General features: G+C 57.8%; 25 protein-coding genes. 9 read left to right on the top strand and 16 right to left on the bottom strand.

Going from position 1 to position 26,265, the window contains the following annotated elements; all coding sequences use genetic code 11:
* Positions 1-42: 42 nt before the first annotated feature.
* Positions 43-1,527 (bottom strand): mechanosensitive ion channel family protein, encoded by a 1,485-nt coding sequence (locus tag AC1DUP_RS14830; RefSeq protein WP_113508300.1) that lies wholly within the window; start codon positions 1,525-1,527, stop codon positions 43-45.
* A gap of 558 nt (positions 1,528-2,085) precedes the next feature.
* On the opposite strand from AC1DUP_RS14830, the gene AC1DUP_RS14825 reads away from it, so the two are divergent.
* Complete coding sequence (locus AC1DUP_RS14825) at positions 2,086-2,655, top strand: response regulator transcription factor (protein WP_477833007.1); 570 nt, start codon at positions 2,086-2,088, stop codon at positions 2,653-2,655.
* Between the two features lie 142 nt (positions 2,656-2,797).
* Entirely contained in the window at positions 2,798-3,979 is a 1,182-nt protein-coding gene (locus AC1DUP_RS14820; RefSeq protein ID WP_477833006.1) for an adenylate/guanylate cyclase domain-containing protein, read from the top strand.
* Between the two features lie 22 nt (positions 3,980-4,001).
* Here the strand turns inward: AC1DUP_RS14820 and AC1DUP_RS14815 are convergent, their stop codons facing one another.
* Positions 4,002-4,730 (bottom strand): winged helix-turn-helix domain-containing protein, encoded by a 729-nt coding sequence (locus AC1DUP_RS14815; RefSeq protein ID WP_477833005.1) that lies wholly within the window; start codon positions 4,728-4,730, stop codon positions 4,002-4,004.
* A gap of 506 nt (positions 4,731-5,236) precedes the next feature.
* On the opposite strand from AC1DUP_RS14815, the gene AC1DUP_RS14810 reads away from it, so the two are divergent.
* The gene (locus AC1DUP_RS14810) at positions 5,237-6,073 is read left to right on the top strand and encodes an alpha/beta fold hydrolase (protein WP_477833004.1); all 837 of its coding nucleotides are present in this window, start codon (positions 5,237-5,239) and stop codon (positions 6,071-6,073) included.
* A 133-nt stretch (positions 6,074-6,206) separates the two neighbouring features.
* Here AC1DUP_RS14810 and AC1DUP_RS14805 read toward each other — a convergent pair whose 3' ends face one another.
* Both AC1DUP_RS14805 and AC1DUP_RS14800 read right to left on the bottom strand, forming a co-directional pair.
* Positions 6,207-6,968, bottom strand: a complete 762-nt coding sequence (locus tag AC1DUP_RS14805) for an SDR family oxidoreductase (protein ID WP_113307095.1) — start codon at positions 6,966-6,968, stop codon at positions 6,207-6,209.
* A 360-nt stretch (positions 6,969-7,328) separates the two neighbouring features.
* On the bottom strand, positions 7,329-7,967 hold the full coding sequence (locus AC1DUP_RS14800; protein WP_477833003.1) for a response regulator transcription factor: 639 nt from the start codon (positions 7,965-7,967) through the stop codon (positions 7,329-7,331).
* 739 nt (positions 7,968-8,706) lie between these two features.
* Here AC1DUP_RS14800 and AC1DUP_RS14795 point away from each other — a divergent pair.
* Positions 8,707-9,462, top strand: coding sequence for an SDR family oxidoreductase (locus tag AC1DUP_RS14795; protein WP_477833002.1), 756 nt, complete (start codon positions 8,707-8,709; stop codon positions 9,460-9,462).
* 108 nt (positions 9,463-9,570) lie between these two features.
* On the opposite strand, the gene AC1DUP_RS14790 is transcribed toward AC1DUP_RS14795, so the two are convergent.
* From AC1DUP_RS14790 to AC1DUP_RS14770, 5 genes are all read right to left on the bottom strand, one after another.
* Positions 9,571-10,011: a hypothetical protein gene (locus AC1DUP_RS14790; RefSeq protein ID WP_113301718.1), complete on the bottom strand. Its 441-nt coding sequence runs from the start codon at positions 10,009-10,011 to the stop codon at positions 9,571-9,573.
* A 279-nt stretch (positions 10,012-10,290) separates the two neighbouring features.
* Positions 10,291-10,536: a hypothetical protein gene (locus AC1DUP_RS14785; RefSeq protein WP_477833001.1), complete on the bottom strand. Its 246-nt coding sequence runs from the start codon at positions 10,534-10,536 to the stop codon at positions 10,291-10,293.
* Positions 10,537-10,595: 59 nt separating this feature from the next.
* Positions 10,596-11,282: a response regulator transcription factor gene (locus tag AC1DUP_RS14780; RefSeq protein ID WP_477833000.1), complete on the bottom strand. Its 687-nt coding sequence runs from the start codon at positions 11,280-11,282 to the stop codon at positions 10,596-10,598.
* 156 nt (positions 11,283-11,438) lie between these two features.
* A complete protein-coding gene (locus AC1DUP_RS14775) occupies positions 11,439-12,218 on the bottom strand; it encodes an alpha/beta fold hydrolase (RefSeq protein WP_115037029.1) in 780 nt (259 codons plus the stop codon).
* Between the two features lie 386 nt (positions 12,219-12,604).
* On the bottom strand, positions 12,605-13,351 hold the full coding sequence (locus AC1DUP_RS14770) for an SDR family NAD(P)-dependent oxidoreductase (RefSeq protein ID WP_477832999.1): 747 nt from the start codon (positions 13,349-13,351) through the stop codon (positions 12,605-12,607).
* Between the two features lie 94 nt (positions 13,352-13,445).
* Between AC1DUP_RS14770 and AC1DUP_RS14765 the strand changes: the two genes are divergently transcribed.
* Positions 13,446-13,592, top strand: a complete 147-nt coding sequence (locus tag AC1DUP_RS14765; protein WP_477832998.1) for a hypothetical protein — start codon at positions 13,446-13,448, stop codon at positions 13,590-13,592.
* A gap of 136 nt (positions 13,593-13,728) precedes the next feature.
* On the top strand, positions 13,729-15,264 hold the full coding sequence (locus tag AC1DUP_RS14760; RefSeq protein ID WP_477832997.1) for a PAS domain-containing sensor histidine kinase: 1,536 nt from the start codon (positions 13,729-13,731) through the stop codon (positions 15,262-15,264).
* 108 nt (positions 15,265-15,372) lie between these two features.
* Here AC1DUP_RS14760 and AC1DUP_RS14755 read toward each other — a convergent pair whose 3' ends face one another.
* Together AC1DUP_RS14755 and AC1DUP_RS14750 are read right to left on the bottom strand one after the other, a co-directional pair.
* The gene (locus AC1DUP_RS14755; RefSeq protein WP_115037023.1) at positions 15,373-15,759 is read right to left on the bottom strand and encodes a response regulator; all 387 of its coding nucleotides are present in this window, start codon (positions 15,757-15,759) and stop codon (positions 15,373-15,375) included.
* Positions 15,760-15,810: 51 nt separating this feature from the next.
* A complete protein-coding gene (locus tag AC1DUP_RS14750; protein WP_113301767.1) occupies positions 15,811-16,458 on the bottom strand; it encodes a response regulator transcription factor in 648 nt (215 codons plus the stop codon).
* Positions 16,459-16,941: 483 nt separating this feature from the next.
* Between AC1DUP_RS14750 and AC1DUP_RS14745 the strand changes: the two genes are divergently transcribed.
* From AC1DUP_RS14745 to AC1DUP_RS14735, 3 genes are all read left to right on the top strand, one after another.
* Complete coding sequence (locus AC1DUP_RS14745; RefSeq protein WP_113508290.1) at positions 16,942-17,154, top strand: hypothetical protein; 213 nt, start codon at positions 16,942-16,944, stop codon at positions 17,152-17,154.
* Between the two features lie 202 nt (positions 17,155-17,356).
* Complete coding sequence (locus AC1DUP_RS14740) at positions 17,357-18,007, top strand: response regulator transcription factor (protein ID WP_477832996.1); 651 nt, start codon at positions 17,357-17,359, stop codon at positions 18,005-18,007.
* Positions 18,008-18,060: 53 nt separating this feature from the next.
* Positions 18,061-20,340, top strand: coding sequence for a PAS domain-containing protein (locus AC1DUP_RS14735; RefSeq protein ID WP_477832995.1), 2,280 nt, complete (start codon positions 18,061-18,063; stop codon positions 20,338-20,340).
* An 81-nt stretch (positions 20,341-20,421) separates the two neighbouring features.
* On the opposite strand, the gene AC1DUP_RS14730 is transcribed toward AC1DUP_RS14735, so the two are convergent.
* The 5 genes from AC1DUP_RS14730 to AC1DUP_RS14710 form a co-directional block, all read right to left on the bottom strand.
* Positions 20,422-20,889, bottom strand: a complete 468-nt coding sequence (locus tag AC1DUP_RS14730) for a helix-turn-helix domain-containing protein (protein ID WP_113301709.1) — start codon at positions 20,887-20,889, stop codon at positions 20,422-20,424.
* 115 nt (positions 20,890-21,004) lie between these two features.
* Positions 21,005-21,994 (bottom strand): ABC transporter permease, encoded by a 990-nt coding sequence (locus AC1DUP_RS14725; protein ID WP_113301708.1) that lies wholly within the window; start codon positions 21,992-21,994, stop codon positions 21,005-21,007.
* Between the two features lie 3 nt (positions 21,995-21,997).
* Complete coding sequence (locus AC1DUP_RS14720; protein WP_477832994.1) at positions 21,998-22,852, bottom strand: ABC transporter permease; 855 nt, start codon at positions 22,850-22,852, stop codon at positions 21,998-22,000.
* Positions 22,849-24,621: an ABC transporter ATP-binding protein gene (locus AC1DUP_RS14715; RefSeq protein WP_477832993.1), complete on the bottom strand. Its 1,773-nt coding sequence runs from the start codon at positions 24,619-24,621 to the stop codon at positions 22,849-22,851. The genes AC1DUP_RS14720 and AC1DUP_RS14715 overlap by 4 nt, the downstream gene beginning before the upstream one ends.
* A 67-nt stretch (positions 24,622-24,688) precedes the next feature.
* Complete coding sequence (locus tag AC1DUP_RS14710; protein ID WP_477832992.1) at positions 24,689-26,242, bottom strand: ABC transporter substrate-binding protein; 1,554 nt, start codon at positions 26,240-26,242, stop codon at positions 24,689-24,691.
* Between the last annotated feature and the right edge of the window lie 23 nt (positions 26,243-26,265).

Here is a 26,265-nt window from a genome sequence, read left to right as displayed (position 1 = left end):
TAGGTGGCAACGCCCCGATAGTCCACTGCGGTTACCGCATGGTCATCCATGTGCATGGTTGCGGAATACCGATCGAATGGCTTGCACCAGGTAGGATCGGCGGCGATCGTGCTGCATGGCATGATTGCCGACATTTTCGCTCAACGCCTCGCGATGGGCGAGATTTGCCGCAAGGTCTTCCGCGAGTTCGGGGCGCTCTTGCAGGAGCGGTGCAAACGCCTCCTTGCCAATCTCATAGACGGTCACCCGCGTTACCGCCTGAAGCGCGTGGCTCTCTCCTATTCCGGCGAGAAAACCCCCTTCGCCAAAAAAGTCGCCCGGTGCCAGGCGCGCCGTCTCCCTGTCATCTCTTCGCATCGAAACGATGCCTGCCCGGATGATCATAAGGCTGGCGAGGGAGTCTCCCTCTTTTGCGATCTCGTCACCGGGAGAAAAAGTGCGCTTGGTCGCAGATGCCGCAAGCGTCGTCATTTCGTCGCCTGTGAGCACCGAGAAAACGGGGATCGCTTCGATAAGACTTTGAGCCGGGCCTGCGCTGGAGACCAACGCATTCTGTGCTGGGGGCTCGTTTGCCATGATCACCTTGCTGAGCGGCATCGCAAGCTGAAGCCCACTGGACTTGCAGTGGCGGTATACCAGATCGATCACCTCGCTGCGGGCAAGGCCTCGCCGCAGCGGACTGGTCACCTGAAAATAGAGTTCGACATTAACTGCGCTGGCATCTATGCCGACAAGCGAAACGGCTGGCGGCGGATCCTTGATGATGGAATTGCAGCTATCGAGCACCGTCTGCATGACGCCGAGGATGACGTGCGGCATGCGTGTCGGAACAATCCGGATCGACAGCGTGATCAGATGGTTTTCATCCGGTTGGCTGATATTGGTCAGCCCAAGCTTGGCAAGCACGCTGTTCGGCAGGACGACGATATTGTGAGCAGCGGTGAGCAGATGCGTAGAGCGCCAGTTGCTGGCGACGATCCGTCCTTCCGTGCCGTCGCTGAGCAAAATCCAATCACCGATGACATAGGGACGTCCCAGCGTCAGAGCGATCCCGGAGAACACGTCTCCCAGCGTGTTCTGCAAGGCGAGACCGAGGATGACGGCGATGACGCCTGATGTGGCCAGCAACGTGCCGATCGGAACCCCGAAAACGAAGGCCATGACCGACAGGGCGACACCGAGATAAACGACCGCGATCAACAGGTCCTGAATGAGCCTTGCTTCTCTCGGCCTGCCGTCCAGCACGATGTAGATGCGCAGGAAGCCGATGACGGCCCAGGAGAGATGAACCCACCAAAGGATCTTGGCGGAGACAAACAGCGCACTTACGCTTTCCAGATGCGGCGGGTCAAAGCGAAACGGAACGATCCCGCTCAGCAGGAGAACGATCGTCATCGCGGTAAAGAAGATGATCTGCACGATCAGGCGCGCGTTTGGCCGGGAGCGCCCTTGCAGATGCCATACGACGACGCCCGCTATGCCCAGGGCGTTCAGCAAGACGACAAACGAAATGATTTCCTGCGGCATCCACTTTTCTCATCGATAGAAGGTAGAGGCAGCCGCACCTACGCGTCCGCTTGGTACGCAGCGACCGGATAGTCGCAAAGAGACAGCTTTCGAGCTCGCTCTTGTCGGGCTCAGCCCGACTCCGGGTTCTCAGAAAGTCGGCTGGCGCATCTTGGTTTCGCCCGCATCGAGATCGAGAGTTCAGAGTTCGATTGGTAGTTCCAGCCGATTCAGTAGGATACTGACTCTCGCCGAGTCTCAGGAAAATCCACCGTTATAAAGGAGAAGCATGATCGGGCCTTGGGCAGTGCACGACACATAGCATAGTCACTCACCAGTCCGCGTGACTACTAAATCAAGGGTGGGCTTGACACGAAGCCTGCCATCCATTGTTCGACAGCCTTGACGTACGAATCCATCGGGCTGCCGCCGCCAACCGTCCCAGCAACTTTTATGAACATCACCACGACGATTGAAAACCTGGCTGACTTTGTTGCGGATTTTAAATCACTCTCTGAGGGGAGACAAACTTCGGTTTAGTTGAAAGGCGGCCATTGTTTGTTACCATAGGATGCAGACTTGGGAGGGGATGTCTCATGGGAAATAGATCGTCGCTCGGGCTTCCATTGGCATCAACGATGTCGGGAGCCTGACGAATGGACCCGTCCACATCTTGAAAAAAGATGTGTTTTTGATTTCCACCGATGCCTGCGATTTATAAGGCGTACCAATGTCCACAAAATGCCGGATGACCGGCTCTATATTGTCAGAGGCCTGATGCAGTCCGAGCAAAAAACCACAATCGCGATCATAGACGACGATCAGTTTCTCTTGGAATCGCTCAAGGATCTCTTCGAAACGACCGGCATTGAAAGCCGGACCTATACGTCCGCGGACGCCTTCCTGAATTCCGGCGATATGCATCGTGTGCATTGTGTATTAGCTGATGTGAGAATGCCCGGCACCAGCGGACTGGGCCTGCTTTCTGCCGTGGTCCGGAACGGTGGCCCGCCGGTTTGCATCATGACCTCCTCTGCCGACAACCGCACCGAAACGGCCGCGAGATTATCGGGCGCAGCCGCCTTTTTGGAAAAGCCATTGAACTCCAAGGATCTGATGGAATTCATAGCCTCCGCCGCACGGCGCTGATCCTGATCATTTCGCTCGGGACTGAGGAACCATTCATCACTATGCTCACCATTGACGCGGCTGAAAAGAATCAAGGTGTTGAGCACGATGTCGGGTGGGCGCTTCGGCCCAGCAAAAGCGCTGCGGGTGAACGAGGAGCAAAATGCATAATCTTGACAGCGCCAACCGCCATTCTCTCATGAGCTGGCTGATATCGGGCGTTCGAGACGAGCTGCAGATCGAGCCGATATTTCTGCAATTGTGTGATCGTCTCGTTTCGTGCGGCGTCGCTTTGAGCCGCGCCAGTCTTCATCTTCGCGTTCACCATCCCCAATGGCTCGGCACGCGAGTCGTATGGGTCAAGGATCACGGGCAAGCGGATATCACCACGATCGGTTACGATGTCGAGGCGACCGATGCTTTTCTCAGAAGTCCGTTTCGTGTCGTCATCAAGAGCGGCGTCGAAATCCGGCAGCGGCTTCAGATCTACGGACCGCATCAATTTTCTGTCTTCGAAGAATTGAAGGCGGAAGGCCACACCGACTACATTGCCTGGCCGATCGACCATACCCAGGGCAAGAGACACCTTGCGACGTTTTCGACGAGCGAGCCGGGCGGATTTACGGACGAGGAAATCGCGCTCTTCCGCGAGATCCTTCCGCTATTCTCGCTGGTCAGCGAGATTCGCCTCAAGAACCAACTGGCCCTGACGCTGCTGCAAACCTATGTCGGCCCGCACGCCGGCGAACAGATTCTGGATGGAGCAACGACGCGCGGAAGCGGCGTGTCGGTAAATGCCGCAATCATGATCTGTGATCTCAGAAACTTTACGAAGCTATCCGATCGCCGGCCCCGCGACGAGGTTATCTCCATCCTGAACCAGTATTTCGATGCCATCGCCGATCCGATCGAAAGGCATGGCGGCGAAATCCTCAAGTTCATGGGGGACGGCCTGCTGGCGGTCTTTCCCCTGGAGCAGGCTGACGCCTGTAGCGATCTCCTGCAAGCCGTCTTCGAGGCGCAGGAGGCGATCAAACGACTTCAGGAAACAGCTCTCGGATACGAGGTCCGCTACGGCACGGGCATTCACCTTGGAGAGGTGATGTACGGCAATATCGGCTCCAAAAAGAGACTGGATTTTACCGTGATCGGCCCGGCGGTGAACATCGCCTCCCGCCTGGAGGCTTTGACGAAGGAACTGCAGCACCCCGTCCTGATATCAGCGGATTTTGTAAGAATGGCCGGCTGTGCTGACCAGACGGAATGGCTTGGTCCCTATAACCTCAGGGGTTTCGAACAACCTGTCGAGGTTCACGCACTGCGCCTTCCACCGACCAGGCGCTGACATCAGGCGGCAAAGGGCGGGCTTAATATCGTTTGAGCCTCGGCCGCTCGTCCACCGTGACGCTGCAATCCAGAATATAGCCGCTTCCGCGTGCGGTCTTGATCAGGCTCGGTTTTGACGGCTCGGTTTCCAGCTTTCGTCGCAGGCGCAGGATCAGCGCATCAATGCTTCGATCGAAGACTTCCTCAGAGTGAACACGGCTCGCCGCAAGCAACCGCTCACGGGACAGGACCTGTTTTGGTGCGTTCAGGAATGCGACGAGAAGATTGAATTCTGCAGCAGTCAGTTTCGTCTCACCGACATCCGGTCGGATAAGCGCTCGCTGACGCATGGAGAGCGTCCAGTCGCCGAACATATAGGTCCGGCGCTCCCGGCCGGCCTCGGGCGCGGGCCTCACCCGCATGGCTGCCTTGAGCCGCGCCAGGAATTCTCGCAGCCCAAACGGCTTGGTTATATAATCGCTGGCGCCAAGCTCGAACCCCAGCACCTTGTCGGCCTCCTCGATGCGGTCGGCGCTGGTAATGATAACCGGCGCTGTCGAAAGGCTCACAAGTTGCCGCACAATCTCAAGGGCGTCCTCTCCCTCGAGGCTCACATCAATGACGAATGCATCGACTATATCCATTGAGATCACGCTCTGCAGTTCGTCACCACTGCTGACCGCAGTGACGCGAAACGCCTGCTGCACGAGATAATCACTGATGAGACTGCGTGCAGAGTGATCGTCATCGACAACGAGGACATGCTGCATGGGTTTCTCCGTCTGGCAACGCGACGGGGCACGGGTCAGTCAGATGTAACAATGAATTGCGATGTTTCTGTCGTGAACGATGCCCCTCTCCGGTTGATAGTCGAAACGCGCCGATTGGACGATCAAACGTCCGTTTAGGTTTAACCGGAAAATTTGCACGTTTATGATGGCCCTGAAACGACGGTCTTCAAATCCCTTTGGGGCGCAAGCCAGTTCTTCATGCGTGCAACAGCCGCAATGAAACGGAAGTATAGCTTCCCACAATCTACACAAAGGGTAGCGTTCTCAGGCTTGGCTCGGCGGCGATACCTCTCCAGAAACGAGCCTTTCAAGGCGCTTATGAAGCATCTCGAAATAAGGATACTTATATGGACCCGAAACAATTTCGGCCGACGCGCCGAGATACGATGACAGGAGCGATAACACTTGCAGTCGCTGCCGCAACATTGAAATTTTCCCCACCCGCAATGGCCGACGAGCCAAAGAAATCGAAGGAAGAACATGCCATGAGTAATGAATACGTCACCACGAAAGACGGCACCCAGATCTTCTACAAGGATTGGGGTCCGAAGGATGCTCAGCCGATCGTCTTCCACCATGGCTGGCCGCTCAGCGCCGACGACTGGGATAACCAGATGCTTTTCTTCCTCGGAAAGGGCTATCGCGTCATTGCGCATGACCGCCGTGGCCACGGTCGCTCGAGCCAGGTCAGCGACGGTCACGACATGGACCACTATGCAGCTGACGCCGCAGCCGTCGTCCAGCACCTCGATCTTCGCAATGCGATCCATGTCGGCCATTCGACCGGCGGCGGCGAGGCGACGCATTATGTCGCGCGTCACGGCACGGGCCGGGTTGCCAAGCTCGTCCTCATCGGCGCCGTCCCGCCGATCATGGTCAAGACGCCAGCCAATCCAGGCGGCCTGCCGATCGAAGTCTTTGACGGTCTGCGCGCAGCGCTGGCGGCAAACAGGTCGCAGTTCTACATAGACCTCGCCAGCGGCCCGTTCTACAGCTTCAATCGCCCGGGCGCCCAGGTATCGCAGGCGATCGTCCAGAATTGGTGGCGACAGGGCATGGGCGGCGGCGCCAAGCCCCATTATGACGGCATCAAGGCATTTTCGGAAACGGACTTCACCGAAGATCTCAAGTCGATCGAAGTGCCGACCCTCGTCATGCACGGCGACGACGACCAGATTGTCCCGATCGCCGATTCCGCACCGCTTTCGGCAAAGCTGCTGAAGAATGCCACGCTGAAGATCTACAAGGGGCTGCCGCATGGCATGGCGACAACGCATGCCGACGTCGTCAATGCGGATCTGCTGAGCTTCTTCAAGGCATGATGCCGAGGGGCGCCGTTGAGGCGCCCCTTTGAGACTGCGTGGCAATGAGCCTTCGACCCACAATCCATTTGCCGAAAACGATCAAAGCCCCTTTCGGGGCTTTGACTATTTCTATGCGGAATTTGATGTCCGATCAGTGCCCCGGAGGCGGCGTCGCCGTCTTGACCCACTCGGAGTAGCGCGTCTTGCCGATCCGCACTTGGCTGCCGGGCATAAGAGATTCAGACTTCAACAAAGCGCCGAAATAGCGGGTCTGGTCATCGGCGACAACCTCGCGCTTGTCGCCAATCTGCCGCATATAGCGAGTGACGGCATCGGCAATCTTGATCGGTTCCGGGCCGGCGATTTCGACGGTGGCATTCAGCGGTTCGCCTAAAACGACATCAACGAGCGCGTCGGCAACATCATCCGAGAAGATCGGTTGCATCATCGCCGGCGAAAGGTGAACCTTGTCACCCTGCACGCCGGACTGAGCGATGCCGAACATGAATTCGAAAAACTGCGTTGAGTGAACCAGGGAATAGGGAATCTTGGATTCCTTAATGATCGTCTCCTGAGCAAGCTTGGCGCGCATGTAGCCGCTCTCCGGAAGGCGCTCGGTACCGACAACGGACAGAGCGACATGGTGCTTCACACCGGCGGCCGCTTCGGCAGACGCGATGTTGCGACCCGCGGTCTGGAAGAAGTCCATCACTGCCTTGTCTTCGAAAGACGGGGAATTGGAGAGGTCCACAACGACCTGCGCTCCCTTAAGAACGTCTGCAAGGCCTTCGCCGGTGATCGTATTAACGCCGGAGGCGGGAGATGCGGCAATAGTCTCGTGGCCCTTTGCCTGGAGGCGTTTGACAAGCTTTGAACCGATGAGGCCGGTTCCCCCGATGACGACGATTTTCATGATCTGCTCCTTTTTGCTGTACTAGAGAGTTCGAAGAACGCCGCGCTGCGGGGGCAAGTCGGCGCGGCTTGTTAGTTCAGGCCAGCTCCGTCCAAACCCAGCTGCAGCAGCAGCCAGAATGTAAGCCTAAGCGATTATCGTCGGACGCATACCCAAACGTATGTTGGGGATCAGCTGGCGACCCGCGCGATTGAGTAAGGATCCAGCAGAAAATGCCCGACTAAACGAGCAGCAGCAAAGCGCGCCTTATCGGAACTTGGCGTCCACAAACCCACCTGCCCGCAAAACCGCTGATACAGTCGCAGCCTGTCTGGCCCGTCTTGGGATAGCCGTTCGATTCGATCGCAGGGCACGGAGGTTTTAACCCCGCTGAAGCTGCTCGACCTTGCGCACCAGATCCGCCAGCGACCGGCACTGCATCTTGCGCATGAGGCTCATGCGATGAAGCTTGACCGTCATTTCGCTGATGCCGAGCTGATAGGCGACCTGCTTGTTCATCAAACCGCTCGCCACCGCATGCATGACCTCCTGCTCCCTCGGAGTGAGGCTATCGGCAAGCGTTTGAACGCGTTTCAATTCTTCTCGCAACCTGCGGCGCTCGTCATCCAACCTGATCGCATGATCGACAGCATCAAGGAGAACCTGGTTGACGAAGGGCTTGGTGATGAAATCGGTCGCGCCGGCCTTCATCGCCTTAACGCTTGTGGGAACGTCGGCGTGGGCCGTGAGGAATATAAGCGGCAGCTTGCAGCCCAAGGCCAGAAGCTGGCTTTGAAGATCGAGGCCCGTGCCGCCCGGCATCCGCAGATCCACGACAATGCAGCCGGCTGCGTTGACGTCTGCCAATTTGAGAAATTCCAGGCCGTTTGGAAAGGCTGACGCGCGTTTGTTGGTGACCGTGAAGAGGTCCAGAAGAGCGCTGCGCATCTCTACATCATCATCGACGACGTAAACGATCGGCTCGGCGCACCTGTCCGTCTTTACCTGAGCGTTTTGCATCGAATTACCTCTTTGCTACCAGAGATTCCGGCGGTTGAACGCGCCTATCTCTCTGCCTGCCCTATGCCGGCTTTCGGTCGCCAATCCGAAAAAGATCGTAGTGCCGGCCTGCATGGTGCCAGCCTTCTCAACAAGGCGCCAACCGATAACATAGAAGACGCGCCGGCGGACGATACACCTTGGTTTACCATCGCTCGCTCCAGTGTGCGCCGGAAGCTGTGTTCGTGATCTCCAAAGCCAAACAAAACCGGCAGCAACGCTGCCGGTTTTGCCTGCTCGACGACATAGGCCGGATGGGTTGGACGCTCGGCTGCCATTTCGTTGGCCGCAGGATGAAACCGAAAAAAGCCCTGCGTTCATCATCTCCATCGTGTCCGGTTAACACGGCCCACGATTGCTCAGATACTGGTCGACCCAGCGCCTGACATCCCTACCTTTCGTTTGCCAAACCTTCGTTTGCGTTGAGCCTATCCTCCTGAAAGCGCACGTTTTTCGTAAATAGAGAACTTGCGTAACGAGCCTCACAATCGACATGAACCGATAGGGAGAGGCGACGGGGCGGAATATGCCGTCGTTTGCAAAGGCAGCTTGAGACGTCACACGGACATTCGTTCATAGGCGCCAGCGATCTCCCAGCTCCACGCCCTGCTTCGGGGTCAACCCAAAACTTCGTTTTATCGATCCAATCCCGGAAACGGCTATCCTCTCGAACATGTCAGTCATATCCCGGAGACTTGAGATGAAAATTACGGTGGTTGGTGCGAGCGGGATGATGGGATCCAAGATCGTTCGCGAACTGGAACGGGCCGGCCAGTCCGTGAGTGGCGCTTCGGCGAGTACGGGCGTCGATGCCTATACCGGCGACGGGTTGAAGGCTGCGTTAGCCGATACGGACGTGGTGATCGACGTTACGAATTCCGGCTCGTTCGGAGATTCCAACGCGCTCGGCTTCTTCAAGCAGGCGGGAAAGAACCTGCTGGCGGCAGCAAAGGAAGCGGGCGTCAGCCATTACCTTGCTCTGTCGGTCGTCGCGGCGGATCGCCTGGTCGAAAACGACTACTTTCGAGCAAAAATGGTGCAAGAAAATCTCATAAGGGCATCCGGCCTCCCTTACACCATCGTTCGATCCGCGCAGTTCTTCGAGTTCTTCGACGGGATCATCAACTCGGCAGCCGAGACCAATGGATTTCGGCTGTCGCCTGCCCTGATGAGACCGATCGCAGCGGACGAGGCGTCGACCCTGATATCCCGGATCATAGTCGGGTCGCCCCACAATGACATCGTAGAAATCGCCGGCCCGGAATCCGTCCAGCTTGACCAATTGGCGCGCGAGATACTGACCGTGACGGAAGATCCTCGGTCGATCGCAATCGATCCCGAAGCGCCATACTTCGGCGTCGAGCTTGCCAGGACAACACTTCTGCCGGGAGCGAATGCTCTTGCCGGAAGTTTGACGTTTCACGACTGGCTTTCACGGTCGATGATGGCCGCCTAAGCAGACGGCACAGATACCATGTCGCCTTGGCGACAATTCGACATGTGTAACTAAGACAGAAAAGGAGGTGCCGAAGCGCCTCCTTTTCTATTGACTGAAGCCTCTGTCTTAGGCGCGGATTCCTACAACCCCCTGCCGGCTCGATGAGGCCAAGGCCTGTTGAATGGCCCAAAGCGTCGCAAGGATCCCAAAAATCGCGGGCAGGCTTACCGCCGGAAAGTCGCGCATGATTACCGACGACGAGCAAATGCCGACGGCGACTTCCCACAGATGGAACGCAGCATGGGCAATGAGCCAGAGTGTTGCCCCGGCCCATAGCTCGACCCGCCGGCTCGGCTTCCAGGCGCCAAAAGCAAAAGCAAGAGCAATGAAACCCTGGATGATGCCGATATCGCGAATGAAATGCTGGTTGAACATTCCGGTATCGGTCACGCCGGGGACAAAATAATACCAGCTCTCTGGATCGTAGAGCATGTAAAGGGCCAACCAGCCGGCAAGCAGTACGTTAAAACCGACCATGCCGTAGACAATGAACTTCGTGACCTGCATCGTAACCTCCTTAGGATAAGCGGGCCTCAAAATTAACATCCAAGGCTAACGCTTACTTCCCAAACCAAGGTTGGGGAGCAGGTCTCGATAGCGGTCGAAACACCGCCGTCGGCCGAAGAAAAAAGCTATTTCAATGGGATATCGTCGTTGGAAGCTGAAACACGATCAGCTCGCGGCATGAGAGAAGCCGCCCGCTATCGATCAACTTACCGACAAAGGCCGCGGCTCCGCTCTGTAACACGGCGGACTCGATCTGCGCGTCCGAGCAGGACGTCGTGATCAGGATTGGCGGGTAAACGTCCCTATGCTTGAGGATACGCAACATTTCGATGCCAGATACGCCGTCATTCTGACATCGGGCAGGATACAATCGGGAGGGAGATAGCCCTCTTGCAGCAGGAAGTCTTCGGCGCGACTGTAGCACTCGCTGGCAAAACCCTCTTTTTCAAGAGGATCTTTGATCGGCGCTCGCAGACGCCTGTTGTCATCGACAATGGCGGTGTTTTTTGTATTCAATGCGGCCATGGGCCTCTGCGATCTCTCCAGAGGAGATTTCTGCCGTAACGGCCGGAATCGGACTTGTTCTACTGATAGATGTCGAACCTGCCCGCAACCATGTCGAGTTTTTTCACCAGCTCGGCCAGCGAGCCGACCTGCATCTTCTTCATCATTTGCCGGCGATGGAGCTTCACCATCGTTTCGCCAATCTGCATCTGATGGGCGATCTGCTTGTTCATAAGCCCCTCGCCCACATATTTCATGACTGCCCGCTCGGGCGGCGTTAAGGTCTTGGCAGTCGCGCAGATGGCATCATAAGTTGCAGCAGCTTCGCGTCTTTCGATATTCCTGGTGATAGCCTCGCGTGTAGCCTCCATCAGTTCGGCGTTTTCGAACGGCTTCAGCAAAAAGTCGCTGGCACCGGCCTTCATGGCCTGGACGCTCATGGAAACCGTACCGCGACCCGTCATGAACACGATGGGCATGAAACACCCCGCCGCTGCCAGTCTAGACTGAAGATCGAGCCCGTTGAGGCCGGGCATATGAACGTCGAGCAGAATACATCCAGCCTGAGAAAGATCGGCGCGATCAAGGAAATCATCGGCACTTTGGTACGCGACTGCCCGCATGCCCGCCGATTCAAAGAGATCGACAAGAGTTGCGCGTATGGACGCCTCATCGTCAACGATGCAGACCGTCGGGATATCTTGCTCCAGCTGCTCATCGGGCATCGGTATGTAGCTTCCAGAACCCCAGCTTGCGAAGGCGAACATTAAACGCCTCGGCCGGATCAAGCTACACAATTTCAGATTGTTTACAACGTCAGCCGTGCCATCATGGCAATTGGGCCGCCTTTCCGGGATGGAGCTCATTCCAGAAGACCACGGGGAGAACGTGGCGGCAGAAAGATCATGCCGCCACGATTTGGCTTACTTGGCAGAGGCTGCGTCTTCGATGATCTTCACAACCTTGTCGGGATGAGAAACCATCACGACATGGGAGGCCCCCTTGACCACGACGGTCTCCTTGGAATGGGCACGCTCTGCCATCCAGCCGAGAGCCTTGGCGGGGATGTTCTTGTCGGCGTCGCCGTAGATGAACCAGGACGGAATGTTCTGCCATGCCGCACCAGGCGCACCTTCGGTCAAGGCCGCCTCGGTAATCGGGCGCTGGGTTGCTGCCATCAGTTTTGCCGTCTTCGCCGGGACATCGGCAGCAAACTGCTCATGAAACTTGTCCTGCTGGATATACAGATCCTTCCCACCATTTTCCAATCCCACCGGCGCGGCAAGTGTCGGCGCCAGAGTGCTGCCGGGGAACTTGCCCGAGAGGTCGGCTGCGGACTCACCCTTTTCAGGGGCAAATGCAGCCACATAGACCAGCGCCTCGACATTCTTCGTCTCCGCAGCGGCCTCGCTGATGACCGAGCCGCCGTAGGAATGGCCGACGAGAACGACCGGCGTCTTGATGCCGGCCACGACGCGGCCGACATAATCGCCATCCGACTTTACGCTGCGCAGCGGATTAGCCACCGCGACAACCGGATAACCATCCTTTTCCAGACGAGCGATCACATCGTTCCAGCTCGATGCATCGGCAAAGGCGCCGTGCACAAGCACCACCGTCGGCTTTGCAGATTCAGCGGCAGCAGGAGCGGCAAGAGCTGCCAGTGCGCCGAGCGCGAATACGGATTTCAGAATTCCATTCATGGGTCGGTCTCCTTTGTTGAATTGTGCACAATTTAATATGGCACGATTCATATGTCCACTCACTTTTTGTTCAACGAGCGCGAGCAGCTGACGGAAGGCGTTTCAACAGGCCGGGCCCGGGGCCGGTCAATAAACAAGTAGGATTCTTGTACTGGCCAACTGCGCTACGGCAACCCAAACCTCAGTTCTAATGTCTTCCGAACAATTCTGACCCGGGAGAAACCATACCGTGGAAGCCGGCCGGCGCCGGGAAACTCCGCCTCAGCGGCTGAAACACGGCCTCCGGGCGGACCGCGCTGGCGATCGATCGACGGGTTGATCTGAGCAAATGGTCGCGTGGCGGGCATTGCAAACCGGCCACGCAAAACTCCAACGGCCCTCAAGGGTTAGGCGACGCACATGCCGCCGTCGACATGAAGCTCGATCCCGTTGACGAAAGTACCCGCCGAAGCAAGAAAGAGTGCGGCCTGAGCCAGTTCTTCGGGACGTCCGAGACGTCCTGCCGGAATCAGCTCCGCCATCTGCTGCTCGAATTGCGGGCGGTTGCTTTCGCTGACGCCAAGTTTCCCCAGGATCTCAGTCTCAACGGGACCGGGGCTGAGAATGTTGACGCGGATCCGGCGCGACCTGAATTCGATCGCCCAATTGCGGGCAAATGCGGCGAGTGCAGCCTTGGTGCCAGCATAAACCGTGTGGTTCGGCAAGACCTTCGTGCCGGCCAGAGAACTCGTGACGATGATATTCCCACCATCGCGGATATGCGGGGCGATGGCCTGAACACCGAAGAAGACACCGCGCGTATTGACCGCAAAATGCTGGTCGTATTCGGCTTCGCTAACGGCCTCCGAAGCGGCAAGATTGATGATACCGGCATTGGCCATATAGACATCAATCGCACCAAAGCGCTCCGTTACCTCAGCCGCGAGCCGGCGGTGATAATCGATGCTGGCGACATCGCCGCAAATTCCGATTACCCCGTGGCCAATCTCTTGGACCGCTTCGTCGACGACATCCTGACGGCGTCCGGTGATGACAACCTTCGCCCCCTCTTCTGCGAAAAGTCGCGCTGTCGCTTTCCCTATTCCGCTATTGCCACCTGTTATGACGGCCACTTTATTCGTTAGACTTGGCATCTGAATTCTCCTTGTTGATGCGAAGGAGATAAACAGTTGCATCGGCCGCAATTAGCTGGTCCTCAGGACAAGGAACTTTGCCTGAAACAGGCAAATGAGCCGCCGCCGTCGCCCGACGACATCGAGAATCCCAGGCAGTCGAAAGCGTCATCTCGATACGGAAGCGCGGCCGATCGTCTATCACGAGATCCGCTTAGCCGGCGCACGCGTCCAGTTCGTCATCCGGCGCGACGACCTCTAGGCAGGGCGGCAGCGGTCAACAGCCATGACGCATCGTTCCCGCATGAATTGCTTTCGTTTTCCGCTGTATCGTAGGATAAATCCTGCTGCAGGCATTTCTGCCTGATGAGGCGCAAATTTGTCGTCAGGAGCAGCGGATGATCGTCAGTCGGGCCGTCAGGGCACTGCGTAAGCGGGAACGGGCCCTTTCCGAACTCGTCGACAGGGTGCCGTCTCACATCTGGCGACTGACGGCAGACGGGGAACCGATCTTCTTCAACAAACAGATGGTCGATTACCTCGGCCGGGATATCGCCGATATCCAGCAACCAGGCATGAGCCGGCTTGATGCGATGATCGAAATGGCGATCCATCCCGATGACGCCGAAGGGTTCAGGGACGCGCTGGATCATTGTTTCGCCACCGGCGACAGCTTTTCCACGCGATATCGCCTGCGCCGCCATGACGGTGTCTATTACTGGATGTCGAGCCGTGCGGACTCGGTAAAAGACAGGCATGGACGGATTATTCAATGGCATGGCCTCTGCCACGATATTGACGATCAGGTTCATGCCGAAGAGGCGCTGCAGCGCAGTGAACGACACCTTCAACGGCTCATCGACGCTTTGCCGGTCCATATCTGCAGCTGGACTCCTGTGGGCGAGCTTTCCTACGTCAGCAGGCGCTACATGCAGGAATTGGGCCTTTCCAAAGCGAATTTCGCGGAATTTGCGCGGGCGGCGCAAGAACTTGTCCATCCCGAGGATAGTCCGGAGGTGCAGCGCAGGGCCGCGCATTGCATCCGGGCTGGCGAACCTTTCGTCATGCGGTACAGACGGCGCGGAGCGGACGGTATGTTCCACTGGACGGAGGGCCGGTTCGAGCCTCTTCGCGATCAAAACGGCTCCATCGTGGAATGGTACGGCCTTTCCATCGATGTCGACGATCAGGTGCGCGTGCAGGAGGCTTTGAGCCTCGCCCAGCAGAATCTTGCGCGCGCAAGCCAGGCGGCGAGCCTCGCCGAGCTTTCCGCCTCGATCGCCCATGAGATCAGTCAGCCGCTCGCAGCCGTCATATCAAGCTCGGATGTCAGCCAGCGCTGGCTTTCGGCGGAACCGCCCAATATTGAACGGGCGCAGAAAGCAGTCGAGCGCATCTCGGCAAGCGCCCATTCCGCCGTCGAAGTCATCGGCCGCATCCGCGCTTTGTTCAAACGCTCCGAAACGTCGAGGAATTATACCGCACTCGACAACGTGGTCAGGGAAGCGCGAGACCTCATGGCCGAGGAGGCGATGCGGCGGCGCGTGCGCATGGATATCGAGCTTGAGCGTGATCTTCCACCGATTGCCTTCGATCGGGTTCAGGTTCAGCAGGTCCTGATCAATCTCATTCGCAATGGCCTTGAGGCCATGGATTCTGCTGGCGATGACCGCATTCTGCACATTCGTGCCCGCCGTGCGACAGATGCCGTGCAGATCGAGATCAGCGATCGCGGGCCGGGCGTCGAATTTCCCGACAGAATATTCGAGCCCTTCTTCACGACGAAGGGCCAGGGGATGGGAATGGGGCTGGCGATCAGCCGCTCCATCGTCGAATCCCATGGCGGACGGTTAAGCGTGGAGCAGGCCGATCCACACGGAGCGAGGTTCATCTTCACACTGCCGGTTGAAATGGAACAGATCGCTCACGCGTGACGGCGGCGGCCGCGGCGGTTGGAGCAGTTCCGTTTTTACGAAATGCTCTATCGCTTTGTTTCACGCAATTCCGGACGCAAGGCCGCTGCACGGTTTTGCTGAATCGCCCTAGTCGCCGCGATAATCGCTGATCGCCCGCTCCAGCCACGACATGAGCAAATCGGCATTGACGGGCTTTCTCAGAAAGGCGATTGCGCCTGCCTGAAAAACGGCTGCCTCGACGTCCTTGTCCCCATGAGCGGTCATGATGATGACCGGCGGGTGCGATGGCATCCTGCTCAATGCCTGGAGCATCTCGACGCCCGACATTCCCGGCATTCTGACGTCGGCAAGAATGCAATCGACGAGCGAATAACCTTTTTCGTTCATGAATGTTTCGGCGGAGTCGTAAAGCTCACTTTCATAACCAGCCGCCTCGAGCAAATCCTTAAGGGATTCTCTGAGATAGCGATGATCATCGATGACAGCGACGGTCTTATTGGGGAAACTTGCCATTGCGTCAGCACAATTCTTCTTTTTCGGGCAATGAGCTAGGCGCCACGCAGGTTACTGATACAGTTTCAGATCCGGTTTCAACATGTCAAATTTGCGGACGAGTTCCGCAAGGGAACCCGCCTGCATCTTTCTCATCATTCGGCCGCGATGCAGTTTCACCATGATTTCACTGATCTGCATCTCATGCGCGATCTGCTTGTTCATCAACCCGGCAGCCACATAGCCCAGAACCTCCCGCTCGCGCGGGGTAAGCTTGGCTTCACAATTTTCCAGCTGGTTGCGTGCAGCGGCCTCTTTCCGGTTCTCAGTATCCCGCCTGATCGCCTCTCCGACTGCGGCGATCACGGCGCTGCCGGCAAACGGCTTGATCAGAAAATCCGTTGCTCCCGCTTTCATGGCCTTGACGGTCAAGGGAACACTTCCGTGACCCGACATGAAGATGATCGGCATGGTGTTTCCGGCCGCAGCGAGCTGATCCTGGAAATCCAGGCCGCTGATGCCGGGCATCCGCACATCCAGAAGAATGCAACCTGCCTGCCCCATATCGCAGCGCTCCAGAAAATCCGAAGCGCTCTCGAATGCGATAGCTTTCATCGCCACCGACTCGAAAAGGTCCACCAACGACGCCCTGACGGGGCCTTCGTCATCGACGATACAGACAACCGGCTCGTCCCTCGTGCTGACTTGATCGAACGTCATGGCTTTCTGCGCCTCCAAACGACGGTTTTGCGCATCTTCCTTACTGCCACGCCACGGCCAAGCCTGAGTTCAACACTGCCTCGTTCCGCGGCGTTCATGAAGGGATCCCCATCAGCCAAGTCCACGCCGGAATTGCATTTGGCGGCATGGCGGCCTCTTCACCACTCTAACACGTGGACCCCCTCACAAAAATACGCCAAGGGTGTAGGTTGGGCGGCGGGACCGGCCCAGAATTCCATCAAATTCTCTCGTAATTGCAACCAGGTAGTTCCACCAGCTGCGACAGGTGCTCCAGGCTGGATGCACTCCACACACAGCCACCGCAAGGCACACCTTCGTTGCCCCCGCGCACACCTTCGTATAGCTCCTCAGGCAGCAAACCGTCTGTAAGCTGATGATGTCGAAAATCGGTCGAAGGCGATGATCATGCGGCATGACCCAAGCTCTCAGTACAGACCTCTCGAGATACCGAGGTTTCCGCTCTTGGTCATCGGCTGCCTGATCACGGGAATACTGGCGTATCTCGGCTACGGCGCGACATTTGCACCCAAGGCGTCCACAAAAATCTATGTGCCGCTCGCCGCCTCCCCGTCATCGCAGGCAGACCCGACGGTCGCCTATTTTGTCGCGAATGGCGAAACGCTCGCGGTATCACTCGAGCATCGGCCGACGGCATTCAAGGTTGCGTCTCGTTAGCCGAAATCGAGGCGTATTTCAGCAGGGCTTCCTTCCTTTTTGAAAGCAGAAGCAGATGCTGCAAAAAAAATCAGACATAAAAAAATGCGCCGCGCCATATATATTTGGTTTAGTCACCCCCTCCTTCAATTTCCTCGTCAGTGACTGTATTCTCCTGCAGTTCCGGGAAGCAGCATGTCTGCTGGCAGTTGGAGGATGATGCATGGGGGTGACCACCTCCAAGGGGTCGAAAAGTCCGGTCGCGATCTTGGTTGACGATGATGCGACGGTTTGCGCGGCTCTGGAGAACCTGCTGAATTCGGTCGGCATTGACGCAATGACATTTTTGTCGGGCCGGGAATTTCTCGATACAAAACTGCCCGACCGCCCGAGCTGTGTCGTGCTGGATGTCCGTATGCCCGGCATCAGTGGCCTGGACCTGCAGCATCATCTGACCCGCAACGGCGTCACGACACCCGTCCTGTTTCTGACGGGGCATGGCGATATTGCAATGAGCGTGCAGGCGATGAAGGCCGGGGCGCAGGATTTCCTGACCAAACCCGTGCGGGACCAGACCTTTCTCGATGCCGTTTCCAATGCCATTGCCACCGATGTCAGCCGCAGGAACGCATTGTCTGCAGCCGATAGATACGTTTCTCTGTTTGAAACCCTCACGGTACGCGAGCGCCAAGTTCTGAAACTGGTCGTCTCCGGCGAAATCAACAAACAGATAGCCTTCTCCCTTGGGATTAGCGAATTTACGGTGAAGCTTCACCGCAGCAATATGATGAAGAAAATGCAGGTCAGTTCGGTGGCGCAGCTTTTCAATGTCTGGCAGGCGCTGCCTTCCCATGTTCGAATGAGCGATGGCTGAAATGAGCGCCAGGTCATGGAAAGTCAGACATAGAAAAGGCAAAGGGGTTTTCCATGCAGTTGACATCGTCTAAAAAACGGATCGTCACAGCCATGGCTGTTGGTGGCAGCGGCATCCTGATGGCAGGGCTTTTCGCAGATCCCTCCGGCATTCTCGTCGCAATGGTGGCCATCTGGCTCTATACGAGCTGGCGCACGGGCCTGGCCGTTTTGCTCATCGGCTGTTTGTTGACCGCAACCGTCGTTCTTTCGCCTGTCAATTTCGGGAATGACGAACCGATGCGAGTCGTCATGTTTGCCTGTTCCGCTGCGGCTCTCTGGTTTTTCATCAACGTCTTCAAACCGCAGAGCCTATTCGACCGTGTGTACAAGAATATTCAGCCCAATATCGAAGATATTCCAGGATTCGGATGGTCGGCCTATCCTGACGGTCGCCTGCGCTTCCTCAATCCGAAAGCGCTCGATTTTGTCGGCGTGACCGCCGAAGAAATGAGCAGGATCGCCCAGCTTGACAATCATTCGTGGTGGAGTCTTTTCGTCCATCCCGATGAGGTCGAAGGATGCAAGGCAAGATGGGAGCACAGCCTCAAAACGGGTGTGCCGATCTTCGAAGAGCAGCGGGTCCGGCGCGCCGACGGGACCTATCGATGGCTTCGCGATTCCGCCATCGCCTCGCGTGACGAACAGGGCCGAATCACGGCCTGGTTCGCGACCTCCGTCGACATCGATGACCAACGCAAGGCGGAAGCTGCCCTTCGGGAAAGCCAGCAGCAATTGCAACAGATGATCGATACGGTGCCGGCCCTCATCTGGTGCGCAAACGCAGCCGGCGAAACTTCTTACATCAACGGGCCGCTTATGCGCTGGACCGGGATTTCGCTTGCGAGCAACGATCCCGCGGACACAAAAAGATTCGCGACGGCGATTATCGAAGCCATTCACCCAGAAGACCGCGCACTATTCCAGAAGAGCCTGTCGCAGGCCTTTGAAACTGGCGAGCGCTTCGTATTGAAATATCGGCAACGGCGTTTCGACGGCGTCTATCGCTGGATCGACGGCAAGGCTGAGCCGCTACGCGACGCTGATGGTCAGATCATTCAGTGGTACGGCGTTTGCCTCGACATCCACGACGAGATGGAAGCCCATGAAGCGGCGCGTGAGCGCGAAGCAGAGCTGCGCCTGATCGTTGATACGGTGCCGTCGCTGATCTGGCTGATGACGCCCGAGGGGCTTCCCTGCTATTTCAACAAGCGTTTCTCCGAATGGGCAGGGCTCGATGAAGGCGATATTCACTCGAAGACGCCGGAACAGGTCGCCACTCAGGCAGAACTTGTCCATCCGGATGATCGCGCGGCGGTAACGGAGGCGTTCAGGAACGCCATTGCGACAGGTCAGCCTATCAACCACAAGGGCCGACTTCGCCACAGGGACGGTCAATATCGCTGGATGGATTCACGCGTCGAACCCTTACGCGACGAAAACGGCAAAATCATCCGCTGGTATGGCGTCAACCTCGACATCGATGATGAGGTTCGCGCGCAGGAGGCGTTGCGTCAGTCCGACGAACGACTGGCGAGGGCACTGCGCGCTGCCAGTATGTCCGAGCTTTCCGTCTCGATTGCGCATGAACTCAATCAACCGCTACAGGCAGTCGTCGCTAATGCGAATGCATTCCGCCGCTGGCTGAGTGCCGATCCGCCGAACCTAGAGCGCGCACTGCGTTCTGCCGACTGGATCGTGCGTGATGCCGATGCAGCCGCCGATGTCGTCAGCCGCATCAGGGCGCTCTTCGGCAAGACAGCCTACCCCCGAACGGCAGTCGATCTGAACAATCTGATCGGTGATGCCTGCGAACTGCTCGCCGACAAGCTCGCCTCTAACAAGGTGAGGCTCGACATCGAGCTCGACCCCTATCTGCCGGCGACCAGCGCAGACCATGTGCAGCTAGAGCAGGTGATGCTTAATCTCATCCGCAACGGCATCGAAGCGATGCACGACATCGAGCCTGGAGCCCGCATGCTGAAGATCGAGTCGCGGTTGCGGGACGATGATACGGTTGAGGTGGAAGTGAGCGACCTCGGGAGCGGCATCAGCGACCCCGAGAGGATTTTCGAGGCCTTTTATACAACAAAGCAGGATGGTATGGGCATGGGCCTTGCGATCTGCCGTTCCATCATTGAATCCCACGGAGGACGCCTCTGGGCGGAAAACGGTGCGCGCAGCGGTGCGTCCATCACATTCAGTCTGCCGGTCCGGGACGTTCAGGCGAAATTCGCACCGCGGGAAAACCATGCCAGACCCACAGTCCGGGAGCTCGAAGCTTTGTCGGCATAACCGGACGAGATGCCGGCATCGCGGCTGCTCCCCGTCGCCGGTGGATCATGGTGAGAGCGTGATCCACCTGGCGCAAGCCGTTTAAGAGGCGCTTTGCGCGCCGAGTTCATGCCGCCATTGGCTGGGTGTCGTGCCGACGAAGCGCCGGAATAAACGGCTGAAATGTGCTTGGTCCGACAGGCCGCAGGCAAAGGCAATATCGCCCATTTCATGCTCGGCGGCGAGCAGCAATGTCTGGGCGCGCTCGATGCGCTGCTGCATCACGAACGCATAGGGAGACATGCCGAAGCTGATTGAAAAGGCGCGGCGGAAATGGGCGGGGCTGAGCTTTGCTGCGGCCGCCAGGTCATCGACGCGAAGCGGCCCCTCCAGCCTTTCATCGACATATTCGGTGACGCGTTTGACCTGCCAATTGCTGAGGCCCGTCCTGCGGCGGCCTTTGTCCGCACCGTCTGACCTGGCGTCCTGCAAGCAATCAAGAGGATCGGACAGAACGCGGTCCGGGGATGGTGCCGAATTACCTCTTTTTAACATGATCTCTTGATTCATCAGACCGCCCTAGACAATGGCCGGGATCGCCAGTCTCAGATGAACGCTGAATGTAGGGGAAATCCATAAGGTAGGTGTCTAGCGAACTAGGCCGAAAGGATAGGTTTCAGGCGGGCTAAAGCTCGATCCGGGGATCGGCCAATGTCTGCAGGATTTCGATAATGATGTTCACGAGGATGTAGAAGGTCCCAAGGACGATGGTGACGCCGAGAACAGCCGGGAGGTCGGCGCTGGTCAGAGATTGGACCATGTAGAGACCAAGGCCAGGCCACCCGAACACAAGCTCGACGATCAGCAGATTGCCAAACAAAAGCCGGATCTGCAGACCGATCATCGCCAGAGCCGGCGAGGCGGCGTTGCGAAGGCCGTGCCGCAAGACGACCGCAGTTTCCCGAAGACCCTTTCCCCGCGCAGTTCCGATATAGGTCTGCTGCATCACCTCGCGCAACGCGCTGTCGAGACTTCGCCCCACCGCAACCGCGATCGGCAGTGCCAGAGCGAAGGCCGGCAGGAGCAGATGCCTGGTCGCATCCAGGCTGAGGTCGCCCCTGCCGCCGACAAGCGCGTCGATCAAATTGAAGCCGGTCGGGCCGCCGATATCATCTTCGCTCATCCTGCCCGAACCGGGCAACCAGCCAAGGCGAAACCAGAAGAAATAGACCAGAAGCAAGGCCGACATAAAAGTTGGAACCGAGCCAGCCGCAATGAAGAGAAGCCTCAACCCTCCGGAGCCGCCTGCGATACGGGGCATCACCGCAATGACACCTGCCAGCGAAAGCCCAAGGCAGAGAGCTGCCAGTGACAGTTCGAGCGATGCGGGCAGATATTGCCTTATATCGACGGCCACCGGCTGACGGGTCCTGGTCGACGTCCCGAGATCGCCTTGCGCGATTCGCGACAAAAACCGGCCATACTGAACGATAATGGGATCATCGAGGCCAAGCTGCTGGCGAAGAGCGTTCACATTCGAAAGCGGCGTCAACGGCCCGGCGATGGCGCGCGCGGGGTCAGCGGGAATGATGCTTTGCAGGCAGAACACTGCAAAGCTCATCGCCAGGAGAACGACGACGAGACCCGCTATGCGTCTAAAGAGATAGGCCAGCATATCCTAGGCTCCTCGCAACGCCGCACGAAGACCGTCTCCCGCGAGATTGGCAAGGAGGCAGACGAGAAAAATGACAGCCGCAGGCAGCATTGGAAGCCACCAATAAACGGACAGGCTATCAAGTGCCCTTGATGTCATCGCCCCAAGTTCGGGCGCCGGAGCTGGTTGGCCGAGACCGATGAAGGACATGAGCGACATCGTCATGATGGCGGTTGCCACATCCAGTGTCGCCGCCACAAGCAGGGCCGGAAGGGCACCGGGAAGAAGGTAGCGCAACAGCAGGCGTGGGCCGCTGATGCCAGCAATTCTGGCAGCCTCGACATGCGGGCGAACACTCAGCCGGCGAAGCTCATCGCGGGAAATGCGCGCATACCAGGGCCACCATGCGATACCCATCGCAATCATCGTATTGGCAAGTCCCCCGCCTAGCGTCGCGATCACCGCCAGCGCCACGAGTGTCGAAGGCAGGATCAGGAAGAATTCGGCGACCCATTGCGCCAACATGTCGAGCCTGCGGCTGATAAGCCCAGGTATCATGCCGATGCATGTGCCGACGACGAGGCTGATGATGACAAGGGCAAGTGCGGGCAGCCATGTATATTGGATACCGAGGACGATACGCGAAAAAAGATCGCGCCCGATCTCGTCTGTCCCGAACCAATGCTCAGTGGAAGGTGGCAGATAGGCGGCCGCCACGCGGAGCTGCGGATTGAACGGTGTGAGCCATGTGGCGAACAAGGCAACGATCGTTGTAGCGATGACGCCGAACAAGCCAATTCGGTCGATCCAGCCTGTTCGGCCGAGAACGACGGACCAGCGCACGAAGCGCTCTTCGGGAAGAAACTCGGGAACGTTCATGCGTCCCGTCCGCCTGTGCTCGCATGGGTTTTCGGTATTGCCGTGAGAATGGTGCCCATCGACAGGCGATTAAAACCGGCGGTGATCGCGTCGGGATCTCCCTGCTGCACCACCCGGCCGTCTTCCAGCACTGCAATGCGGTCGGCGATTATCCTCGCGGCCGCCAGATCATGGGTGACGAACAGCACCGCCATGCCAAGACGCCGCCTGATCTCACCGAGAAGGTTCAGCGTCGCAGCAGCCAGCGACACATCAAGAGCGCTGATCGGCTCATCGCAGAGCAGAAGTTTCGGCGGCACAATGATCGCTCGGGCAATCACTGCGCGCTGGCATTGACCAACGGACAGGCTGGCGGGCAGCGAAGACATAAGGCTCTCATCGAGGCCCACCATTTCTAGCGCTTTGACAACCTTGTGAAGACGCTCTGCCTTGCCGAGAGGCAGAGGCCGCAACCGATCGCCGATCTGCTCGCCTATCGAAAGCCAGGGCGTCAGGGATGCAACTGCGTCCTGAAAAACAACCTGCGGCGCATCATCGATACAGGAAATCTCTCCACTATCAGGCTTCAGAAGCCCGGCCGCGAGCCTGACAATCGTCGATTTGCCGGCGCCGCTGTCCCCAAGCAGGGCAACACACTCACCAAGAGCGACCGAAAGATTGACCGATTCCAGCACCTGCCGCGACCGGCGACGCCCAAATCGGCCGGTGGACGTAAAGCTCTTGCTGACATCGGACAATAGCAGCACGTCAACAGGCTTCAGGGTTGTCGTGGTTGGCCAGAGTTCCGTGGAGCGATATTGAGCGACGCTGGATTGCACCAAGTCGGGGAAGAAGCAGGCGGCAACATGACCGGTGGCCGAAAGTGGCGCGAGTTCGGGCCGTCTGTTTATGCACTGGTCCCCGACGATGAGGCAACGGGAGGCATAGCAGCAAGCGTTTCCCCGATCGGCAAGGCGCATCCGCTCGACCGGTAGAGTGGGCAGAGAGTGCTGGCGATCCGTGTCAAAATCGAACTGAGTCGCCAGCAGGCCCGCCAGATAGGGGTGGCCGGGATTTTTCAAAGCATCATCGGTTCTTCCCACTTCCAGAATACGTCCGCCGTAGAGCACAAGCACGCGGTCCGCGAGCGATGCGGCAGCTGTAAGGTCGTGGGTGATGAAAAGAATTGCAGTCTGCTGCTCGCGCGCGATCCTGCGCAGGAGTTCGATGACCTGGCCGCGCAAAGCGAAGTGGAGCGCGGTGATCGATTCATCGGCAATCAGCACCTTTGGCTGTGCCATCAACGCCATTGCGATAAGGATGCGCTGGCGCTGCCCACCAGACAGGCGATTCGGAAATGCATCGAGTATGACATCGGCATCCGCGAGTCCGACCCGGCTCAGCCAATCCCTGACGAAGCCGTCGTTTCCACTGGCCGATTCCCTGAGCTGACGGCGGATCGTCATCGTCGGGTTGAGTGCACCCATCGGATCCTGAGGGATGGCACGCACGAGTGAATGACGAGCCACGCGCAGCACCGATGGCTTTGCTCCTACGATCTCGGTGCCTGCAAGACGAATGGAGCCGCTGACCTTGGGCTCATTGGAAGCCGGCAACAGGCCCTGAATTGCCGCTCCGAGGGTGGATTTGCCGGAGCCGCTTTCTCCGACGATGGCGATGATTTCACCCGGCATCGCCTCGAAACCGATGTCGTCGAGCACAAGATGATCGCTACCGTTTCGCCGCAGGAAGACATTGAGACCGGCGATGGAGAGCGCAGCTTTGGTCACAGCCTTTGCAACTCCTCAAAGGTCGAGTTACAGCCATAAACCCTGCCGGAAGCCGCCTGCTCAGCCATCAGCGCCTCACACTGGAAAAGTCGATGCTGCCCCTCGGGAAAACCGGACGAAGCCCCAGATCCTTCAGCCCTCTGCGATGGACGACCACGTCGTCGACATCGACCAGCGGGATGAAATAGCCCGCATCGAAATACATTTTCCCGGCCTTCTCATAAAGCGCGTTTCGCGTAGCGATGCCCGCGGTGGAAGCACCTTCGGCGACGACGGCATCAGCTTCCGGAAGAGCGCTTCCGTAGAGGTTCAGCGGCGCATCTTTGGTGAAAAAGGCCTTTGCCTGATTGTCGGGATGAGCCGCATCTGGAGAAGCAATGATCAGCAGCATGTCGGGGGCGGCGGGATCGCCCTTCATGGCGTAGGCCGCGCCCGGCGGCATGATGTGTGACGTCGCCTGCACGCCGATCAGCGATAGCTCAGCGATCATCAGGTCTGCGATACGTCCATAGCTGGGATTGGCGCTGTAGAGCCCGATACTGATGGTGATCGGTCCGCGCTTGGCGATTGCAGATTTTGCCGCCTCCAAATCCGTCGGAAACTGCACTGGTTGGCCTGGATCCAGCATGACGTTTGGATAGAGCGATTTCGAGACATGGGCATATTGTCCGAAGGCGTCGCTCGCCCATAAAATCGGGTTGATGGCGGTTAGAACCGCCTTGCGAACTTCCGCATCATCAAGCGGCGACCCCGGCCTAATGAAGGCCTCGTATTGTGTCATGCTGGGAGCCGAAGTTATTTCCAGATCGGCCGGCAGATTGCCGAGCTGCGCAAACGGGAAATTGGCCGGAACGCCATCGATTTCGCCGGCCTTCAATTTCAGAATTTGTTGGCCGATATCGGGGATGACAGGAAGCTCTACCTTGCCGAAAGACGGTTTGGCGCCCCAATAATCTTCATTACGTTCGAGCACATAACGTTCGCCGCGCTTGAATTCGGCGAGCTTGAACGGCCCAGTTCCAACCGCATGATCGGTAAGCCATGCCGTCGCACGGTCGCCACCGGCGTGGTCGGAAAGTGCCGTCGGGCTGATGATCTTCGGCCCCCACGGGCTTGCAAGACTGTCCATAAAGGAGGGTTGCGCATGGCGCAGCGTGATGACGACGGTGGAACCATCCGGTGCTGCGATATCCGCCATGTTGGCGAGCGTGTAATTCTGCACAAATCCGCCGTCGCGGCGCCGCTTGAACGAGGTGACCACCGCATCTGCATTCAGGGCTGTGTCGTCATGAAACCTGACACCGTCTACGAGGTTGAACGTATAGACCAGCCCGTCTCCCGATATCTCCCAGTTCTTGGCCAGCGACCCCACGATCTTCGTCGAGCCGGTCTCATATTTGACCAGCCCCTCATAGACGCTATCCAGCGCAGTCAATCCGGCAACCTCAAAACCGTTGTCGGGATCCAGAGTGCCTATATCCGACGAATAGGGAATGCGCAGTACATCCTCGGCATGACCCGAGGCAACGGCGATCAGAAATCCGAGCGAAAGTGCGAGCAGGCGAAGGCTGATAACGCAGTTGAAACGTGAGAATATCGAAGTGAACAGGAATTTCGGCATTAGGTGATCCGTGATTGCGTCAT

This window comes from Rhizobium sp. 01L419, from assembly GCF_056400025.1.
This window is presented reverse-complemented; position numbering and strand designations above follow the sequence as displayed.

Excerpts from the sequence above, each read along its gene's own strand:
- AC1DUP_RS14830 (WP_113508300.1), bottom strand. The coding sequence starts at position 1,527 with ATGCCGCAGGAAATCATTTCGTTTGTCGTCTTGCTGAACGCCCTGGGC.
- AC1DUP_RS14820 (WP_477833006.1), top strand. The coding sequence starts at position 2,798 with ATGCATAATCTTGACAGCGCCAACCGCCATTCTCTCATGAGCTGGCTG.
- AC1DUP_RS14815 (WP_477833005.1), bottom strand. The coding sequence starts at position 4,730 with ATGCAGCATGTCCTCGTTGTCGATGACGATCACTCTGCACGCAGTCTC.
- AC1DUP_RS14810 (WP_477833004.1), top strand. The coding sequence starts at position 5,237 with ATGAGTAATGAATACGTCACCACGAAAGACGGCACCCAGATCTTCTAC.
- AC1DUP_RS14805 (WP_113307095.1), bottom strand. The coding sequence starts at position 6,968 with ATGAAAATCGTCGTCATCGGGGGAACCGGCCTCATCGGTTCAAAGCTT.
- AC1DUP_RS14800 (WP_477833003.1), bottom strand. The coding sequence starts at position 7,967 with ATGCAAAACGCTCAGGTAAAGACGGACAGGTGCGCCGAGCCGATCGTT.
- AC1DUP_RS14795 (WP_477833002.1), top strand. The coding sequence starts at position 8,707 with ATGAAAATTACGGTGGTTGGTGCGAGCGGGATGATGGGATCCAAGATC.
- AC1DUP_RS14790 (WP_113301718.1), bottom strand. The coding sequence starts at position 10,011 with ATGCAGGTCACGAAGTTCATTGTCTACGGCATGGTCGGTTTTAACGTA.
- AC1DUP_RS14785 (WP_477833001.1), bottom strand. The coding sequence starts at position 10,536 with ATGGCCGCATTGAATACAAAAAACACCGCCATTGTCGATGACAACAGG.
- AC1DUP_RS14780 (WP_477833000.1), bottom strand. The coding sequence starts at position 11,282 with ATGTTCGCCTTCGCAAGCTGGGGTTCTGGAAGCTACATACCGATGCCC.
- AC1DUP_RS14775 (WP_115037029.1), bottom strand. The coding sequence starts at position 12,218 with ATGAATGGAATTCTGAAATCCGTATTCGCGCTCGGCGCACTGGCAGCT.
- AC1DUP_RS14770 (WP_477832999.1), bottom strand. The coding sequence starts at position 13,351 with ATGCCAAGTCTAACGAATAAAGTGGCCGTCATAACAGGTGGCAATAGC.
- AC1DUP_RS14765 (WP_477832998.1), top strand. The coding sequence starts at position 13,446 with ATGAGCCGCCGCCGTCGCCCGACGACATCGAGAATCCCAGGCAGTCGA.
- AC1DUP_RS14760 (WP_477832997.1), top strand. The coding sequence starts at position 13,729 with ATGATCGTCAGTCGGGCCGTCAGGGCACTGCGTAAGCGGGAACGGGCC.
- AC1DUP_RS14755 (WP_115037023.1), bottom strand. The coding sequence starts at position 15,759 with ATGGCAAGTTTCCCCAATAAGACCGTCGCTGTCATCGATGATCATCGC.
- AC1DUP_RS14750 (WP_113301767.1), bottom strand. The coding sequence starts at position 16,458 with ATGACGTTCGATCAAGTCAGCACGAGGGACGAGCCGGTTGTCTGTATC.
- AC1DUP_RS14740 (WP_477832996.1), top strand. The coding sequence starts at position 17,357 with ATGGGGGTGACCACCTCCAAGGGGTCGAAAAGTCCGGTCGCGATCTTG.
- AC1DUP_RS14735 (WP_477832995.1), top strand. The coding sequence starts at position 18,061 with ATGCAGTTGACATCGTCTAAAAAACGGATCGTCACAGCCATGGCTGTT.
- AC1DUP_RS14730 (WP_113301709.1), bottom strand. The coding sequence starts at position 20,889 with ATGAATCAAGAGATCATGTTAAAAAGAGGTAATTCGGCACCATCCCCG.
- AC1DUP_RS14725 (WP_113301708.1), bottom strand. The coding sequence starts at position 21,994 with ATGCTGGCCTATCTCTTTAGACGCATAGCGGGTCTCGTCGTCGTTCTC.
- AC1DUP_RS14720 (WP_477832994.1), bottom strand. The coding sequence starts at position 22,852 with ATGAACGTTCCCGAGTTTCTTCCCGAAGAGCGCTTCGTGCGCTGGTCC.
- AC1DUP_RS14710 (WP_477832992.1), bottom strand. The coding sequence starts at position 26,242 with ATGCCGAAATTCCTGTTCACTTCGATATTCTCACGTTTCAACTGCGTT.